General features: G+C 55.8%; 15 protein-coding genes. 12 read left to right on the top strand and 3 right to left on the bottom strand.

Translation table 11 applies throughout. From position 1 onward, the window contains the following. Nucleotides 1-14: 14 nt before the first annotated feature. Together kdpA and kdpF are read right to left on the bottom strand one after the other, a co-directional pair. Nucleotides 15-1,694, bottom strand: a complete 1,680-nt coding sequence (kdpA, locus tag FZF21_RS06530) for a potassium-transporting ATPase subunit KdpA (RefSeq protein WP_023296127.1) — start codon at nucleotides 1,692-1,694, stop codon at nucleotides 15-17. Then, the gene (gene kdpF, locus FZF21_RS06535) at nucleotides 1,694-1,783 is read right to left on the bottom strand and encodes a K(+)-transporting ATPase subunit F (protein WP_003858638.1); all 90 of its coding nucleotides are present in this window, start codon (nucleotides 1,781-1,783) and stop codon (nucleotides 1,694-1,696) included. Before kdpF ends, kdpA begins: the two co-directional genes overlap by 1 nt. A 309-nt stretch (nucleotides 1,784-2,092) precedes the next feature. On the opposite strand from kdpF, the gene FZF21_RS06540 reads away from it, so the two are divergent. From FZF21_RS06540 to nei, 7 genes are all read left to right on the top strand, one after another. Beyond that, nucleotides 2,093-2,299 carry a YbfA family protein gene (locus FZF21_RS06540; protein WP_003858637.1) on the top strand — a complete coding sequence of 69 codons (207 nt, stop codon included), beginning with the start codon at nucleotides 2,093-2,095 and terminating at the stop codon, nucleotides 2,297-2,299. A gap of 601 nt (nucleotides 2,300-2,900) precedes the next feature. Then, the gene (gene phrB / locus FZF21_RS06545; RefSeq protein ID WP_023303302.1) at nucleotides 2,901-4,313 is read left to right on the top strand and encodes a deoxyribodipyrimidine photo-lyase; all 1,413 of its coding nucleotides are present in this window, start codon (nucleotides 2,901-2,903) and stop codon (nucleotides 4,311-4,313) included. A gap of 10 nt (nucleotides 4,314-4,323) precedes the next feature. After that, nucleotides 4,324-5,067 (top strand): type 2 GTP cyclohydrolase I, encoded by a 744-nt coding sequence (locus FZF21_RS06550; RefSeq protein WP_026094364.1) that lies wholly within the window; start codon nucleotides 4,324-4,326, stop codon nucleotides 5,065-5,067. A gap of 14 nt (nucleotides 5,068-5,081) precedes the next feature. Beyond that, nucleotides 5,082-5,738 carry a 5-oxoprolinase subunit PxpB gene (gene pxpB / locus FZF21_RS06555; protein ID WP_003858633.1) on the top strand — a complete coding sequence of 219 codons (657 nt, stop codon included), beginning with the start codon at nucleotides 5,082-5,084 and terminating at the stop codon, nucleotides 5,736-5,738. Then, nucleotides 5,732-6,664, top strand: coding sequence for a 5-oxoprolinase subunit PxpC (gene pxpC, locus FZF21_RS06560; protein ID WP_047728001.1), 933 nt, complete (start codon nucleotides 5,732-5,734; stop codon nucleotides 6,662-6,664). Before pxpB ends, pxpC begins: the two co-directional genes overlap by 7 nt. Further along, nucleotides 6,651-7,391, top strand: coding sequence for a 5-oxoprolinase subunit PxpA (gene pxpA / locus FZF21_RS06565; RefSeq protein ID WP_149121004.1), 741 nt, complete (start codon nucleotides 6,651-6,653; stop codon nucleotides 7,389-7,391). Before pxpC ends, pxpA begins: the two co-directional genes overlap by 14 nt. An 18-nt stretch (nucleotides 7,392-7,409) precedes the next feature. Beyond that, complete coding sequence (gene nei / locus FZF21_RS06570; RefSeq protein ID WP_149121003.1) at nucleotides 7,410-8,201, top strand: endonuclease VIII; 792 nt, start codon at nucleotides 7,410-7,412, stop codon at nucleotides 8,199-8,201. An 84-nt stretch (nucleotides 8,202-8,285) separates the two neighbouring features. On the opposite strand, the gene FZF21_RS06575 is transcribed toward nei, so the two are convergent. Beyond that, complete coding sequence (locus FZF21_RS06575; RefSeq protein WP_006809584.1) at nucleotides 8,286-9,569, bottom strand: citrate synthase; 1,284 nt, start codon at nucleotides 9,567-9,569, stop codon at nucleotides 8,286-8,288. 639 nt (nucleotides 9,570-10,208) lie between these two features. Here FZF21_RS06575 and sdhC point away from each other — a divergent pair. The 5 genes from sdhC to sucA all read left to right on the top strand — a co-directional run bounded on the left by sdhC (nucleotide 10,209) and on the right by sucA (nucleotide 16,498). Further along, on the top strand, nucleotides 10,209-10,613 hold the full coding sequence (gene sdhC / locus FZF21_RS06580) for a succinate dehydrogenase cytochrome b556 subunit (protein WP_026080740.1): 405 nt from the start codon (nucleotides 10,209-10,211) through the stop codon (nucleotides 10,611-10,613). Further along, nucleotides 10,607-10,954 carry a succinate dehydrogenase membrane anchor subunit gene (gene sdhD / locus FZF21_RS06585; RefSeq protein WP_003858621.1) on the top strand — a complete coding sequence of 116 codons (348 nt, stop codon included), beginning with the start codon at nucleotides 10,607-10,609 and terminating at the stop codon, nucleotides 10,952-10,954. Before sdhC ends, sdhD begins: the two co-directional genes overlap by 7 nt. Beyond that, nucleotides 10,954-12,720 (top strand): succinate dehydrogenase flavoprotein subunit, encoded by a 1,767-nt coding sequence (gene sdhA / locus FZF21_RS06590; protein ID WP_003858619.1) that lies wholly within the window; start codon nucleotides 10,954-10,956, stop codon nucleotides 12,718-12,720. The genes sdhD and sdhA overlap by 1 nt, the downstream gene beginning before the upstream one ends. Before the next feature lie 15 nt (nucleotides 12,721-12,735). Next, complete coding sequence (locus tag FZF21_RS06595) at nucleotides 12,736-13,452, top strand: succinate dehydrogenase iron-sulfur subunit (RefSeq protein WP_023303307.1); 717 nt, start codon at nucleotides 12,736-12,738, stop codon at nucleotides 13,450-13,452. Between the two features lie 238 nt (nucleotides 13,453-13,690). Beyond that, on the top strand, nucleotides 13,691-16,498 hold the full coding sequence (gene sucA, locus FZF21_RS06600; RefSeq protein WP_003858615.1) for a 2-oxoglutarate dehydrogenase E1 component: 2,808 nt from the start codon (nucleotides 13,691-13,693) through the stop codon (nucleotides 16,496-16,498). Nucleotides 16,499-16,504 lie beyond the last annotated feature (6 nt).

The raw sequence follows: 16,504 nt of genomic DNA on the forward strand, positions 1-16,504 counted from the left end.
AATTCTCCGCAAAATCAGCGTAAAGAGAGATATTCCGCAACCGGGCCTAACGCGAGGGCGGGGATAAAGGTCAGGGCACCCACCAGCAAAACGGTGCCAATCAGCAGGCCGACGAACAGCGCGCCGTGAGTCGGTAACGTACCGGTGGTGGTCGGCTGGATCTTCTTATTCACCAGTGTTCCAGCGATCGCCATGACGGGAATAATCACGCCGAAACGTCCGATGAACATGCAGAACGCCAGCAAACAGTTCCAGAACGGCGAGTTGGCGCTTAATCCTGCAAAGGCGCTGCCGTTGTTGTTGGCGGCAGACGAAACGGCGTAAAGCACTTCGCTAAAGCCGTGAATGCCCGGGTTAAAGATGCCGTTGCGCCCGGCGTCGGTCATCAGCGCCAGCGCGGTACCGAGCAGCACAAGGGTGGGGGTGACCAGAATTGCCAGCGCGGTTAATTTCATTTCGCGGACGTCGATTTTTTTGCCGAGATACTCCGGCGTGCGACCGATCATTAGCCCGGCGATAAACACGGCGAGCAGAACGAACAACAGCATGCCGTACAGCCCCGAACCGACCCCACCGAAAACTACCTCGCCAATCTGCATCAGCCACATCGGGATCATGCCGCCGAGCGCGGTAAAAGAGTCGTGCATGGCGTTCACTGCCCCGCAGGAGGCCGCCGTGGTGACCACCGCATAGAGGCTGCTGGCAAGAATGCCGAAGCGGCTCTCTTTGCCTTCCAGGTTGATATTGCTGTTAGCCCCCAGCTGCATGAAGTGGCTGTTGCCGTTCCATTCGGCCCACATCACCAGTGCTACGCAGACCACGAAGATCAACGACATCGCCCACAGCAGCGTACGTCCCTGGCGGCGATCGTTAACCACATCGCCAAAGGCGAAGCAGAGCGCGGCGGGGATCAGGAAGATCGCCAGCATCTGTACAAAATTGGTTAATGCCGTTGGGTTTTCAAACGGATGCGATGAGTTGGCGTTGAAGAAGCCGCCGCCGTTGGTGCCCAGCATCTTGATCGCTTCCTGCGACGCCACCGGCCCCATAGGAAGGAGTTCCCTGGCCCCTTCAAGCGAGGTGTAAGGGGTATAAGGCAGCAGGTTTTGCAGAGTGCCTTGCTGAATAAAGAACAGGGCAATAATCAGCGCAACAGGCACCAGGATCCAAAGGGTGATGCGCGTGACATCAACCCAGGCGTTGCCGAGGGTGCTGACATTCTGACGGGCAAACGCGCGCGTCAGGGCGAAGATCACCGCGATACCGCTGGCCGCAGAAAGAAAGTTTTGCACGGTTAACCCGGCCATCTGGCTGAAGTAGCTGAGCGTGGTTTCACCAGCGTAAGACTGCCAGTTGGTGTTGGTGACAAAGCTGACCGCCGTGTTCAGCGCCAGATGCCAGGATAAACCCGGTAACTGCTGCGGGTTCAACGGCAGACTGCCCTGGAGCATCAGCAGCGTAAAGAGGGCAATAAGCCCCAGGATATTCAGAAGCAGTATCGCCATTAGGTACTGGCGCCAGTTCATTTCCCGATCGCTGATACCTGAAATGCGCCAGAGCACGTTTTCAATATTTCGCGTGCCCGGCAATGGCACGTTGTTTATCAGACGCGCCAGCGCTGTTCCCAGCGGCCTGGCGAGCACAAACAGCACCAGTAAAAAGCTGGCAATAAGCAAAAACGCCTGAGCAGCCATCAGAATGCCTCCGCATTAATCAGGGCATAAATCAGATAACCCAATAACAGGAACACCAGCACGATGCCGGCAATCAGACCTGCACTCACAATCCACCTCCGGGTGACTTTTGTTGTTGTACAAACGGTAGGATTTATGGCGCAAAGATTTCGCAAAAATCAGAAGGGCAGGTGTAAAAAAAGTATAAAAAGGGAAAGACCACAATTTAACTATTGGTAAGTAAATCGTTAACTTTTTTGTAACTTAATTACAGGCGGGAATGTAAATATTCACGAAATGAATGAAAATAAGTGGTCGGATGAGTAGTAAAATTACAAACAAAGCGGTATTATTTTAACCAGGTCACAGATTTCACATTTTCCGGAGACGGTTTCCGGCCAACTACAGGGGAGAAAATTATGGATCTTTATAAAGAGTTTCCGGCTCATATCATTTTCATGCGTCGCACTTTCGCCGTAGTGGCTGGCGTGCTGGCCCTGCCGGTGATGCTGTTCTGGAAAGATCGCGCACGTTTCTACAGTTACCTGCACCGCGTCTGGGCGAAAACCAGCGAGAAGCCGGTGTGGATGGATCAGGCCGAGAAAGCGACCTGCGATTTCTACTGATACGGTGTGACATCGTAGCCATAAAAAAACCGCCTACAGCAATGTGGCGGTTTTTTTGTCCCTCGGGATTCGCGGTCCGTTGGGTAGTTTTCAAGCTCTCACACAGAGGCTTACAAGCATACTTCTGCTGGTTTAATAAGCAAACGCTTCACTCCTAAATAAATTCTTAAAAACAGGTTCAATGGATGACGTTTTGCTCACGTGATGCCTACTATGCAGCGTCCCTTTCCGCCATCTCGCAAATGGGCACCGGTCCCGGGAAAGGTGTTACCACAACCGTGAGTCAGGCTCCACACAGAGCTTGTGTCCACCGATTTATCACCGGTGGTGATAGGTGGAGCGGTTAGCAGCAGGGACCGCATAGTGAAACGCTATTTATGCATCGCGTTCATTGTCGCCAGCGCACTCGTTGTAAAGAGTGATAAACCGGATGTGTTTATTGCCTTTACCCTGATAGCGCAGGACAAGTAGCGTTAAGGCCGCCTCGGGCGGCCTTTTTTATTTCATCCCGTCTACACTTCATGGCAAAGTAGTTCAATGCATGCCTTTTTCCTTTTACGGCATGCCCTTACGGACATAATGGACAATTGCCTGGAGTTTTATGCCCACCCATCTGGTTTGGTTTCGCGCGGATTTACGCATTCACGACAACTTCGCTCTCGCGGCGGCCTGCCGCGCTAAAGACGCGAATGTGCTGGCCCTGTTTATCGCCACGCCTGAACAGTGGCGACAGCACGACATGGCGCCCCGGCAAGCGGCACTACTCAGCGCGTATCTGAATGACCTGCAACATTCACTGGCTGAAAAAGGCATTCCGCTGATCTATAAAGAGGCCCATGATTTTGCCGCGCAGCGCCAGACGGTGCAGGCAATCTGCCAGCAGCACGCAGTAACGCATCTTTATTACAACTATCAGTATGAATTCAACGAGCAACAGCGGGATCGTCAGCTGGAGAAAACCCTTGCGGGCGTGGTCTGTGAAGGCTTTGATGACAGCGTGATGCTCGCGCCGGGCAGCGTAATGACCGGTAGCCACGAAATGTATAAAGTTTTCACGCCGTTTAAAAATGCCTTTATCAAACGCCTGAAAGAGGGACTACCTGAGTGCGTTACCGCCCCGACCGTGAGAGGGGAAACGATAACGGATCTGCCGGCGATCAGGCTGAATTATCCCCAGCAGTCGTTCGATGAAACAGTATTCCCCGCCAGTGAGAAAGCAGCTATTGACCGGTTGCGTCAGTTCTGCACGCAGGGGGCGGCAGAGTACGAGGCGCGTCGGGATTTTCCAGCGACTGAAGGCACCAGCCGCTTGTCGGCCTGTTTAGCGCTGGGCGCGCTCTCTCCGCGCCAGTGTTTACATCGCCTGCTGGCGGAACAGCCTCAGGCCTTAGACGGGGGGGCGGGCGCAGTGTGGCTGAACGAACTGATCTGGCGTGAGTTTTATCGCCATCTGATGACGTATCATCCTGATTTGTGTAAACATCGGCCCTTTATTCGTTGGACCGAACAGGTACAGTGGCAGTCGAATGAGAAGCTGCTTAAAGCATGGCAGCGTGGGCTCACCGGCTTCCCGATTGTTGATGCGGCTATGCGGCAGCTCAATGAAACCGGGTGGATGCATAACCGTCTGCGTATGATTACCGCCAGCTTCCTGGTGAAGGATCTGCTTATCGACTGGCGAACCGGAGAGCGTTATTTTATCTCTCAGCTGATCGATGGCGATCTGGCGGCGAATAACGGCGGCTGGCAGTGGGCGGCCTCCACCGGAACGGATGCGGCTCCCTATTTTCGGATCTTCAATCCGACCACGCAGGGACAACGATTTGACGCCGACGGCGAGTTTATCCGTCGCTGGCTGCCTGAGCTAAAGGATGTCCCGGCCAAAGCCATTCATGAGCCCTGGGTATGGGCGGATAAACAGCGTGTTACCCTGAACTATCCCCGTCCCATTGTCGACCATAAACAGGCGCGCGTCGCCACGCTGGCGGCGTACGAAGCCGCCCGAAAAGTTTGAGAGAATGATGATGAAAAACAGTGAACTGGAACGCCTGATTAACGAAAAACTCAACACGGCTTCGTTTAGCGACTACGGCCCGAATGGCTTGCAGGTGGAGGGGCGCGAGGCGGTGCAAAAAATCATCACCGGCGTGACGGCAAGCCAGGCGCTGCTGGATGAGGCGGTGCGTCAGGAAGCCGATGCGGTGATTGTCCACCACGGTTATTTCTGGAAAAACGAATCACCGATTATTCGCGGCATGAAGCGCAACCGACTCAAAACGCTGCTGGCGAATGACATCAATCTGTACGGCTATCACCTGCCGCTCGATGCGCATCCTGAACTGGGAAATAACGTTCAGCTTGCGCAGCTGCTGGGGATTACCGTGATGGGCGAAATTGAACCTCTGGTGCCGTGGGGCGAACTGTCGATGCCGGTTCCGGGTCTGGAGCTGGCTTCGTGGATCGAAGCGCGCCTGGGGCGTCGTCCGCTGTGGTGCGGCGACACCGGGCCGGATACCGTGAAGCGCGTGGCATGGTGCACCGGCGGCGGCCAGGGCTTTATTGACAGCGCGGCGCGTTTTGGTGTCGACGCCTTCATTACCGGCGAAGTCTCCGAGCAGACCATTCACTCAGCCCGTGAACAAGGCCTGCATTTTTACGCGGCGGGCCATCACGCCACCGAGCGTGGCGGCATCCGCGCCCTCAGCGAGTGGCTGACGGAAAATACCGATCTGGATGTGACGTTTATTGATATCCCTAATCCGGCCTGATGAGAGGTAGTTAAGTGCAGCGAGCGCGTTGTTATCTTCTGGGTGAAACCGCGGTAGTTCTGGAGCTTGAGCCTCCGGTGACGCTTGCCACGCAAAAGCGTATCTGGCGTCTGGCTCAGCGACTGCCCGAGCTACCCGGCGTGGTTGAAGCTATTCCGGGTATGAATAATATCACCGTGGTGCTGCGTGATCCGCACACGGGGGCGCTGGATGCCATTGAGCGTCTGCAACGCTGGTGGGAGGAGAGCGAGGCGCTGGAGCCGGAATCGCGGACGATTGAGATCCCGGTTGTCTATGGCGGCAAGGGAGGTCCCGACCTTGGCGTGGTGGCCGAACACTGTGGATTAACGGAGAAGCAGGTTGTGGAGCTGCATAGCTCAGTCGACTATGTTGTCTGGTTTTTGGGATTTCAGCCGGGTTTCCCCTATCTGGGCGGGTTATCGCCCCAGCTGCATACTCCGCGCCGGGCTGAGCCGCGCCTGAGCGTACCGGCGGGCAGCGTGGCGATTGGTGGCGAGCAAACGGGAATTTATCCGCTCGCCTCACCGGGAGGCTGGCAGCTGATTGGGCACACGTCCACGCCGTTATTTGAACCAGGCCAGGATGCGCCCATACTCCTGCGTCCGGGGGATACCCTGCGCTTTATCCCGCAGAAGGAGGGGGTATGTTAACGCTTATTCGCGCAGGGCTTTACACCTCGGTACAGGATGCCGGGCGTTTTGGGCTGCGTCAGTCGGGCGTGAGCTACTGCGGTGCGCTCGATCGCCCTTCGCTGGAGATTGCCAACCTGCTGGTAGGTAACGCAGGCAGCACGGCGGCGTTAGAAATTACGCTGGGTCAGTGCGTGATTGAGTTTGGTCAGGAAACCTGGTTTGCCTTAACCGGCGCGGGCTGTGACGCGACGCTGGACGGCAAAGCGGTGTGGACCGGCTGGCGCCTGCGGGCGAAGGCCGGGCAGCGTCTGACGCTCAAGCGTCCTCTGCACGGCGTGCGCAGCTATCTTGCGGTGGCGGGGGGGATCGACGTGCCGGAGGTGTTGGGCTCATCCAGCACCGACCAGAAAGCGGGAATGGGCGGCCATGAAGGACGGCTGCTGCGTGACGGCGATCGTCTGCGGATAAAGATCTCAACGCGCCATTTCACCACCACGCAGGGCGTGAAACAGCTGCTGTGGGGGAACGTGATCCGCGCCTTACCAGGACCGGAATACCATGAGTTTGATGAAGCCGCGAAAGAGTCTTTCTGGCGCTCGCCATGGAAGATCAGCCCGCAGAGTAACCGCATGGGTTACCGGCTTCAGGGCCAGCCGCTGACCCGCACGACTGACCGGGAGCTGCTTTCCCATGGTCTGTTGCCCGGGGTGATTCAGGTGCCGGGCAACGGGCAGCCCATCGTACTGATGAACGATGCGCAAACCACGGGGGGATATCCGCGTATTGCCTGCATTATCGAAGCGGATCGCTACCATCTGGCGCAAATTCCTCTCGGTCAGCCCATTCATTTTGTGCAGTGTTCGCTGGAGGAGGCGCTGAAAGCCCGGCAGGATCAGCAGCGTTATCTCGATCAGCTGGCGTGGAGGCTCGATGGTAAAGATTGATTTAAACGCCGATCTGGGGGAGGGCAGCAGCGCCGATGCGGCGCTGATGACGCTGGTCTCCTCGGTGAACATCGCCTGCGGGTTTCATGCCGGCGATGCGCAGACCATGCTGGCGAGCGTGCGCAATGCCATGAAAAACCGCGTGGCGATTGGCGCTCACCCCAGCTTTCCCGACCGGGAAAACTTTGGTCGCACGGTGATGGTTCTGCCGCCTGTGACGGTTTACGCGCAAATGCTCTACCAGATCGGCGCCCTGGAGGCGATAGTGCGCGCTGAGAATGGCGTGTTGCGCCACGTCAAGCCGCACGGCATGCTCTATAACCAGGCGGCGAAAGATCCGGTGCTGGCAGACGCCATTGCCCGCGCGGTGCGGGACTGTAATCCGCAACTGATTCTGGTAGGCCTGGCGGGCAGCGAGCTTATTCGTGCCGGAGAACGGCTGGGGCTGACTACGCGGCAGGAAGTGTTTGCCGATCGGGGATACCTGCCGGACGGTAGCCTGGTTCCGCGTACGCAGGCCGGTGCGCTGATCACCGACGAAGGTAAAGCGCTGGCGCAGACCCTGGAGATGGTGCGCTTCGGGCGAGTAACCTCAACGGAGGGGACAACGGCAAACGTTCAGGCTGATACGGTGTGCTTACACGGTGACGGCGAGCATGCGCTCCAGTTTGCGCGACGCCTGCGGGCGGCGTTCTCGGAAGAGGGCATTGTTGTCAGCGCAGAATAATCATGAAAGGACAATAACATGCCAGAAGGTCCGGAGATCCGCCGCGCGGCGGATAGCCTGGAGGCGGCGATAAAGGGCAAACCTCTGACACACGTCTGGTTTGCCTTTCCTCAACTCAAGCCGTTTGAATCGCAGCTGGTGGGGCAGACGGTGACCCACATTGAAACGCGCGGCAAGGCGTTACTCACCCACTTTTCCCATAACCTGACGTTATACAGCCATAATCAGCTTTACGGTGTCTGGCGGGTGGTGGAGGCGGACGAGCAGCCGCAAACGACCCGCGTGCTGCGCGTGCGGCTACAAACGGCGGATAAGGCGATCCTGCTTTACAGCGCCTCTGATATCGAAATGTTAACGCCGGAGCAGCTGCTGACGCATCCGTTCTTACAGCGGGTCGGGCCGGACGTGCTCGACATGCGTCTGACGGCAAGCGATGTGAAAGCCCGGTTGTTATCCGCCACATTCCGCAACCGGCAGTTTTCCGGGCTGTTGCTCGATCAGGCATTTCTGGCGGGGCTGGGAAACTACCTGCGGGTGGAGATCCTCTGGGAAGTGGGGCTGGCGCCGCAGCGCAAAGCGTCGCAGCTGAGCGATGAACAGCTGGAGGCGCTGTCGCACGCGTTACTGGATATTCCACGTCTGTCGTACAACACGCGCGGCGTGGTGGATGAGAACAAGCATCACGGGGCGCTGTTCCGCTTCAAGACGTTTCATCGGGCAGGTAAAAAGTGCGAGCGGTGCGGCGGGGTGATTGAGAAGGCGACGATCTCTTCCAGGCCGTTTTACTGGTGTCCTGGGTGCCAGATGTAAAAAAGCCGGGTGGTGGCTACGCCTTACCCGGCCTACATCTCGCACTTGTAGGCCCGGCAAGCGAAGCGCCGCCGGGCGTGTTTTTTAGCGCTTAATGTCAGACTTAAAATCACGCTGCTCGTAGCCGGTATACAGCTGACGAGGACGCGCGATTTTCATGCCTTCGCTGTGCATTTCGTTCCAGTGCGCAATCCAGCCCACGGTACGGGCCATGGCGAAGATTACGGTGAACATGGAAGACGGAATGCCCATCGCTTTCAGAATAATGCCAGAGTAGAAATCGACGTTCGGGTAGAGTTTCTTCTCGATGAAGTACGGGTCGTTCAGCGCGATGTGTTCCAGCTCCATCGCCACTTCCAGCAGATCATCTTTGGTGCCCAGCTCTTTCAGCACTTCGTGGCAGGTCTCACGCATGACGGTCGCGCGCGGGTCGTAGTTTTTGTAAACACGGTGACCGAAGCCCATCAGACGGAAGGAGTCATTCTTGTCTTTCGCGCGGCGCACGAACTCAGGAATGTGCTCAACGGAGCTGATTTCTTCCAGCATCTTCAGTGCCGCTTCGTTCGCGCCGCCATGCGCCGGTCCCCACAGGGAGGCGATGCCCGCAGCGATACAGGCGAACGGGTTCGCGCCGGAAGAGCCCGCGGTACGGACGGTAGAGGTCGAGGCGTTTTGTTCGTGGTCAGCGTGCAGGATCAGAATACGGTCCATCGCGCGTTCCAGCACCGGGTTCACTTCGTACTCTTCGCACGGCGTGGAGAACATCATACGCAGGAAGTTACCCGCGTAGGAGAGGTCGTTGCGTGGGTACACAAACGGCTGACCGATAGAGTATTTGTAACACATCGCCGCCATGGTAGGCATTTTAGACAGCAGACGGAACGCCGCGATATCACGGTGACGTGGGTTATTCACGTCCAGAGAATCGTGGTAGAACGCCGCCAGCGCACCGGTAATACCGCACATGACCGCCATCGGATGAGAGTCACGACGGAACGCATGGAACAGACGGGTAATCTGCTCATGGATCATGGTGTGACGGGTCACGGTGGTTTTGAATTCATCGTACTGCGCCTGCGTCGGTTTTTCGCCGTTCAGCAGGATGTAGCACACTTCCAGATAGTTGGATTCGGTGGCTAACTGATCGATGGGGAAGCCGCGATGGAGCAGGATACCTTCGTCACCGTCAATGTAGGTGATTTTGGATTCGCAAGATGCGGTAGAGGTAAATCCAGGGTCAAAGGTGAAAACTCCTTTGGAACCCAGCGTACGGATATCAATAACATCCTGACCGAGCGTGCCTTTTAGCACATCCAGTTCAATAGCATCATCACCATTTAGGGTGAGTTTTGCCTTTGTATCAGCCATTTACGGTCTCCTTAGCGCCTTATGCTTAAGACTGCGCTTTACCGGATTTGCTTTCAGCTGTTAATCATCGTTACCAGATTGTTATTTGGCTTACCGCTCAGCTCACGAGGAGAAACCAGGGTACAGAGCTATGGCGCCTTGCAGGTAAACGAATGAAATATCAGTGAAACAACAGCAAATCAGCGTTTTTGCAGTCCGAATTATTCAAACCTGTATATCACTAATAACTGTCCTGATAACTTCGGTCAATACCATCACACTGTTACATAACTATTTGTCAGGTGAAAGAGAGACCTCATAACTTTTGCGCATTATATGCCTTTTCTGATGACGTTTGTAACAATATTGTTTAACATTTGTCAAATCAGATGATTAAAAATTAAAAAGATGTTGTTATCGTGACCCCGATCACTGTTCCAGAGAAAACCCAACAAACTGTATGTAGGTTAATTGTAATGATTTTGTGAACGGCCTATACTGCCGCCAGGTCTCCGGAACACCCTGCAATCCCGAGCCACCCAGCGTTGTAACGTGTCGTTTTAGCATTTGGAAGCAATGTTTTGCATGACGCGCAGTTATAGAAAAGGAACGCTGTCTGACCCGCATCGCAGTCCGGAGGAAGGAAACAATAAGAACAGCATGTGGGCGTTATTCATGATAAGAAATGTGAAAAAACAAAGACCTGTCAATCTGGATCTGAAAACGATCCGATTCCCTGTAACAGCAATAGCGTCCATTCTGCACCGTGTTTCTGGTGTGATTACGTTTGTGGCGGTCGGTATCTTGCTGTGGTTACTGGGAACCAGCCTCTCATCCCCTGAAGGATTCCTCCAGGCCTCAGCCATTATGAACAGCTTCTTCGTGAAATTTATCATGTGGGGCATTCTGACCGCGCTGGCCTATCACGTGGTTGGCGGCGTTCGCCATATGCTGATGGACTTTGGCTACCTGGAAGAGACGTTCGAGGCCGGTAAACGTACCGCTAACATTTCATTTGTGATCACTGTCGTGCTTTCACTTCTCGCAGGAGTTCTCGTATGGTAAGCAACGCCTCCGCATTAGGACGCAACGGCGTACATGACTTCATCCTGGTCCGTGCTACCGCCATCGTTCTCACCCTTTACATCATCTATATGATCGGTTTCTTCGCGACCAGCGGCACGCTGACGTGGGAAATCTGGAGTGGTTTCTTCGGATCGGCCTTCACCAAAGTGTTCACCCTGCTGGCTCTGTTCTCCATCCTTATTCATGCCTGGATCGGCATGTGGCAGGTGTTGACCGATTACGTTAAACCGCTGGCGATTCGCCTTCCGCTGCAACTGATTATTGTTGTTGCTCTGCTGGTTTACGTCATTTATGGATTTGTTGTGGTGTGGGGTGTGTAATGAAACTGCCAGTCAGAGAATTTGATGCTGTTGTGATTGGTGCGGGTGGCGCAGGTATGCGCGCCGCACTACAAATTTCCCAGAGCGGCCAGACCTGTGCGCTGCTCTCTAAAGTATTCCCGACCCGTTCCCACACTGTGTCTGCGCAGGGCGGTATCACCGTTGCGCTGGGTAATTCCCATGAAGATAACTGGGAATGGCATATGTACGATACGGTAAAAGGTTCCGATTACATCGGTGACCAGGATGCCATCGAATATATGTGTAAAACCGGCCCGGAAGCGATTCTGGAGCTGGACCACATGGGTCTGCCGTTCTCTCGTCTGGAAAATGGCACCATCTATCAGCGTCCGTTTGGCGGCCAGTCGAAAAACTTCGGCGGCGAGCAGGCGGCACGTACCGCAGCGGCGGCTGACCGTACCGGCCACGCGCTGCTGCACACGCTGTATCAGCAGAACCTGAAAAACCACACCACAATTTTCTCCGAGTGGTATGCGCTGGATCTGGTGAAAAACGCCGATGGCGCCGTGGTGGGTTGTACCGCCCTGTGCATCGAAACCGGTGAGGTGGTCTACTTCAAAGCCCGCGCAACCGTGCTGGCGACCGGCGGCGCAGGCCGTATCTATCAGTCCACTACCAACGCCCATATCAACACCGGTGACGGCGTTGGGATGGCGATCCGCGCTGGCGTGCCGGTGCAGGACATGGAGATGTGGCAGTTCCACCCAACCGGTATCGCCGGTGCAGGCGTACTGGTGACAGAAGGCTGCCGTGGTGAAGGTGGTTACCTGCTGAACAAACATGGCGAGCGCTTCATGGAGCGTTATGCGCCAAACGCAAAAGACCTTGCGGGCCGTGACGTGGTGGCGCGTTCCATCATGATCGAAATCCGTGAAGGCCGCGGCTGTGACGGCCCTTGGGGTCCACACGCGAAGCTGAAACTCGACCATCTGGGTAAAGAAGTGCTGGAATCCCGTCTGCCGGGCATTCTGGAGCTGTCCCGCACCTTCGCGCACGTCGACCCGGTGAAAGAGCCAATTCCGGTTATCCCAACCTGTCACTACATGATGGGCGGTATTCCGACCAAAGTGACCGGTCAGGCGCTGACCGTGAACGAGCAGGGCGAAGACGTGGTCATCCCTGGCCTGTTCGCGGTAGGCGAAATTGCCTGCGTATCCGTGCACGGCGCAAACCGTCTGGGCGGCAACTCCCTGCTGGACCTGGTGGTATTTGGTCGTGCGGTGGGGCTGCATCTCCAGGAATCTATTGCCGAGCAGGGCGCGCTGCGTGATGCGACCGATGACGAAATAGATGCCTCTCTTGAGCGCCTCAATCGCTGGAACGGTAATCGTAACGGCGAAGATCCGGTGGAGATCCGTAAGGCGTTGCAGGAGTGTATGCAGCACAACTTCTCGGTATTCCGTGAAGGTGACGCGATGGCCAAAGGGCTTGAGCAGCTGAAAGCGATCCGTGAGCGTCTGAAGAATGCCCGTCTGGACGATACCTCAAGCGAGTTCAACACCCAGCGCGTTGAGTGCCTGGAGCTGGATAACCTGATGGAAACCGCGTTCGCCACTGCGATGTCGGCAAACTTCCGTACCGAAAGCCGTGGCGCCCATAGCCGCTTCGACTTCCCGGATCGTGATGACGAAAACTGGCTGTGTCATTCCCTGTATCTGCCAGAGTCGGAAACCATGACGCGTCGTAGCGTTAACATGGAACCGAAACTGCGTCCGGCGTTCCCGCCGAAGATTCGTACCTACTAATGCGGAGACAGGATAATGAAACTCGAATTCTCAGTTTATCGTTATAACCCGGATGTAGACGATGCTCCGCGTATGCAGGATTACACCCTCGAAGCGGAAGAAGGTCGTGACATGATGCTGCTGGATGCCTTAATCCAGCTGAAAGAGAAAGATCCTACGCTGTCGTTCCGCCGCTCCTGCCGTGAAGGGGTGTGTGGCTCTGACGGTGTAAACATGAACGGCAAAAACGGTCTGGCCTGTATTACGCCAATTTCAGCGCTACAGCGTTCTGGCCAGAAAATTGTGATCCGTCCTCTGCCTGGCCTGCCGGTCGTGCGTGATTTGGTGGTGGACATGGGGCAATTCTATGCACAATATGAGAAGATTAAGCCTTACTTATTGAATAATGGGCAAAATCCACCCGCTCGCGAGCACTTACAGTCTCCTGAGCAGCGTGAAAAACTCGATGGGTTGTACGAGTGTATTCTCTGTGCATGCTGTTCAACGTCATGCCCGTCATTCTGGTGGAACCCGGATAAATTTATCGGCCCTGCGGGTCTGCTGGCTGCCTATCGCTTCCTGATCGACAGCCGCGATACCGAAACCGAGAATCGTCTGGAAGGGCTAAGTGACGCTTTCAGCGTATTCCGCTGCCATAGCATCATGAACTGCGTCAGTGTGTGTCCTAAGGGGCTGAACCCGACGCGCGCCATCGGGCATATTAAGTCGATGTTGTTGCAGCGCAGTGCGTAAGTAACAACGCCGGATGGCGTTGCGCTTATCCGGCCTACGTAACAGTAGGCCCGGTAAGCGTAGCGTCACCGGGCAAATTGCAGAAACCTTTAAAAACTGCCCTGAAGTTTAGACAGTTTCTAAAGGTTCCTTCGCGGGCCAAATGAAAAGAGCTCGCAGGTGAACCCCGGCACGTACACGTGGTGTGCGTGGTAGTTTCTACGGCGAAAGTAAGCATAAAAATGCTTAAGGGATCACGATGCAGAACGGCGCAATGAAAGCCTGGCTGGACTCTTCTTACCTCTCTGGTTCAAACCAGAGCTGGATAGAACAGCTCTATGAAGACTTCTTAACCGATCCTGACTCAGTGGACGCAAACTGGCGTTCCATGTTCCAGCAGTTGCCTGGTACAGGGGTCAAACCGGATCAATTCCATTCAAAAACACGTGATTATTTCCGTCGTCTGGCGAAGGATGCCTCACGTTACTCTTCTGCGATTTCCGACCCTGACACCAATGCGAAGCAGGTTAAAGTCCTGCAACTTATCAACGCTTATCGCTTCCGTGGTCACCAGCATGCGAATCTCGATCCGCTGGGACTGTGGCAGCAGGAACGTGTAGCGGATCTCGATCCGGCTTATCACGATCTGACCGAGGCCGATTTCCAGGAAAGCTTTAACGTAGGTTCCTTTGCCATCGGCAAAGACACGATGAAGCTGGGCGATCTGATTGACGCGCTCAAGCAAACCTACTGCGGCTCCATCGGCGCGGAATATATGCACATTACCTCCACCGAAGAGAAACGCTGGATCCAGCAGCGTATCGAATCCGTGGCAGGCCACGCGAATTTCTCAGCAGAAGAGAAAAAACGTTTCCTCAGCGAACTGACCGCAGCGGAAGGCCTTGAGCGCTATCTGGGCGCGAAATTCCCTGGCGCAAAACGCTTCTCACTGGAGGGCGGCGATGCGTTAGTCCCGATGCTGAAAGAGCTGATTCGTCATGCCGGTAAGAGCGGCACGCGCGAAGTGGTGCTGGGCATGGCGCACCGTGGTCGCCTGAACGTGCTGGTTAACGTGCTGGGTAAAAAGCCGCAGGATCTGTTCGACGAATTTGCGGGTAAACATAAAGAGCACCTCGGCACCGGTGACGTGAAGTACCACATGGGCTTCTCGTCCGATATCGAAACCGAGGGCGGTCAGGTTCACCTGGCGCTGGCGTTTAACCCGTCGCACCTGGAAATCGTCAGCCCGGTGGTTATCGGTTCCGTGCGTGCGCGTCTGGATCGTCTGGACGAGCCGAGCAGCAATAAAGTACTGCCAATCACTATTCACGGTGATGCGGCGGTCACAGGGCAGGGCGTGGTTCAGGAAACCCTGAACATGTCGAAAGCGCGTGGTTATGAAGTGGGCGGTACCGTTCGCATCGTAATCAACAACCAGGTGGGCTTCACCACCTCTAACCCGCTGGATGCGCGTTCCACCCCGTACTGCACCGACATCGGTAAAATGGTTCAGGCGCCAATTTTCCACGTTAACGCGGATGACCCTGAAGCCGTTGCTTTCGTTACCCGTCTGGCGCTGGACTTCCGTAACACCTTCAAGCGCGACGTGTTCATTGACCTCTTCTGCTACCGCCGTCACGGCCACAACGAAGCGGATGAGCCAAGTGCAACCCAGCCGCTGATGTACCAGAAAATCAAAAAACACCCGACGCCGCGTAAAATCTATGCTGACAAGCTGGAAAGCGAAAAAGTGGCGACGCTGGAAGATGCGACCGAGATGGTCAACCTCTACCGCGACGCGCTGGATGCGGGTGAATGCGTAGTGAAAGAGCTGCGTCCAATGAACATGCACTCCTTCACCTGGTCGCCGTACCTCAACCACGAGTGGGACGAGAGCTACCCGAACAAGGTTGAGATGAAGCGTTTGCAGGAGCTGGCTAAACGCATCAGCACCGTGCCGGAAGCGATCGAGATGCAGTCCCGCGTGGCCAAGATCTATGGCGATCGCCAGGCAATGGCGGCGGGTGAGAAGCTGTTCGACTGGGGCGGCGCGGAAACGCTGGCCTATGCGACGCTGGTTGACGAAGGTATTCCGGTTCGTCTGTCCGGTGAAGATGCGGGTCGTGGCACCTTCTTCCACCGTCATGCGGTTGTGCACAACCAGTCTAACGGTTCAACGTACACTCCGCTTCAGCACGTGCATAACGGTCAGGGCCAGTTCAAGGTCTGGGACTCCGTGCTGTCAGAAGAAGCAGTTCTGGCCTTCGAATACGGCTACGCCACCGCAGAACCCCGCACTCTGACCATCTGGGAAGCGCAGTTCGGTGACTTCGCCAACGGTGCGCAGGTCGTCATCGACCAGTTCATCTCCTCCGGTGAGCAGAAGTGGGGCCGTATGTGCGGTCTGGTGATGCTGCTGCCGCACGGCTATGAAGGACAAGGTCCGGAGCACTCCTCCGCGCGTCTGGAGCGTTATCTGCAACTCTGCGCCGAGCAGAATATGCAGGTTTGCGTGCCGTCCACTCCGGCTCAGGTTTACCACATGCTACGTCGTCAGGCGCTGCGCGGTATGCGCCGTCCGCTGGTGGTCATGTCGCCAAAATCCCTGCTGCGCCATCCACTGGCGGTCTCCAGCCTGGAAGAGCTGGCAAACGGCACCTTCCTGCCGGCCATCGGTGAAATTGACGAGCTGGATCCGCAGGCCGTTAAGCGTGTCGTAATGTGTTCTGGTAAGGTTTATTACGACCTGCTGGAACAGCGCCGTAAGAACGATCAGAAAGATGTCGCCATCGTGCGTATCGAACAGCTTTATCCGTTCCCGCATCAGGCGATGCAGGAAGTGCTGAAACAGTACGCTCACGTTCATGATTTTGTCTGGTGCCAGGAAGAGCCGCTCAACCAGGGCGCATGGTATTGCAGCCAGCATCATTTCCGTGAAGTGATTCCATTTGGGTCTGCCCTGCGTTATGCAGGTCGCCCGGCCTCCGCCTCTCCGGCGGTAGGGTATATGTCCGTTCACCAGAAGCAGCAACAAGATCTGGTCAATGACGCGCTGAACGTCGATTAATTAAAG

It is taken from the genome of Enterobacter sp. LU1, from assembly GCF_008271405.2.
Taxonomy (GTDB): domain Bacteria; phylum Pseudomonadota; class Gammaproteobacteria; order Enterobacterales; family Enterobacteriaceae; genus Enterobacter; species Enterobacter hormaechei_C.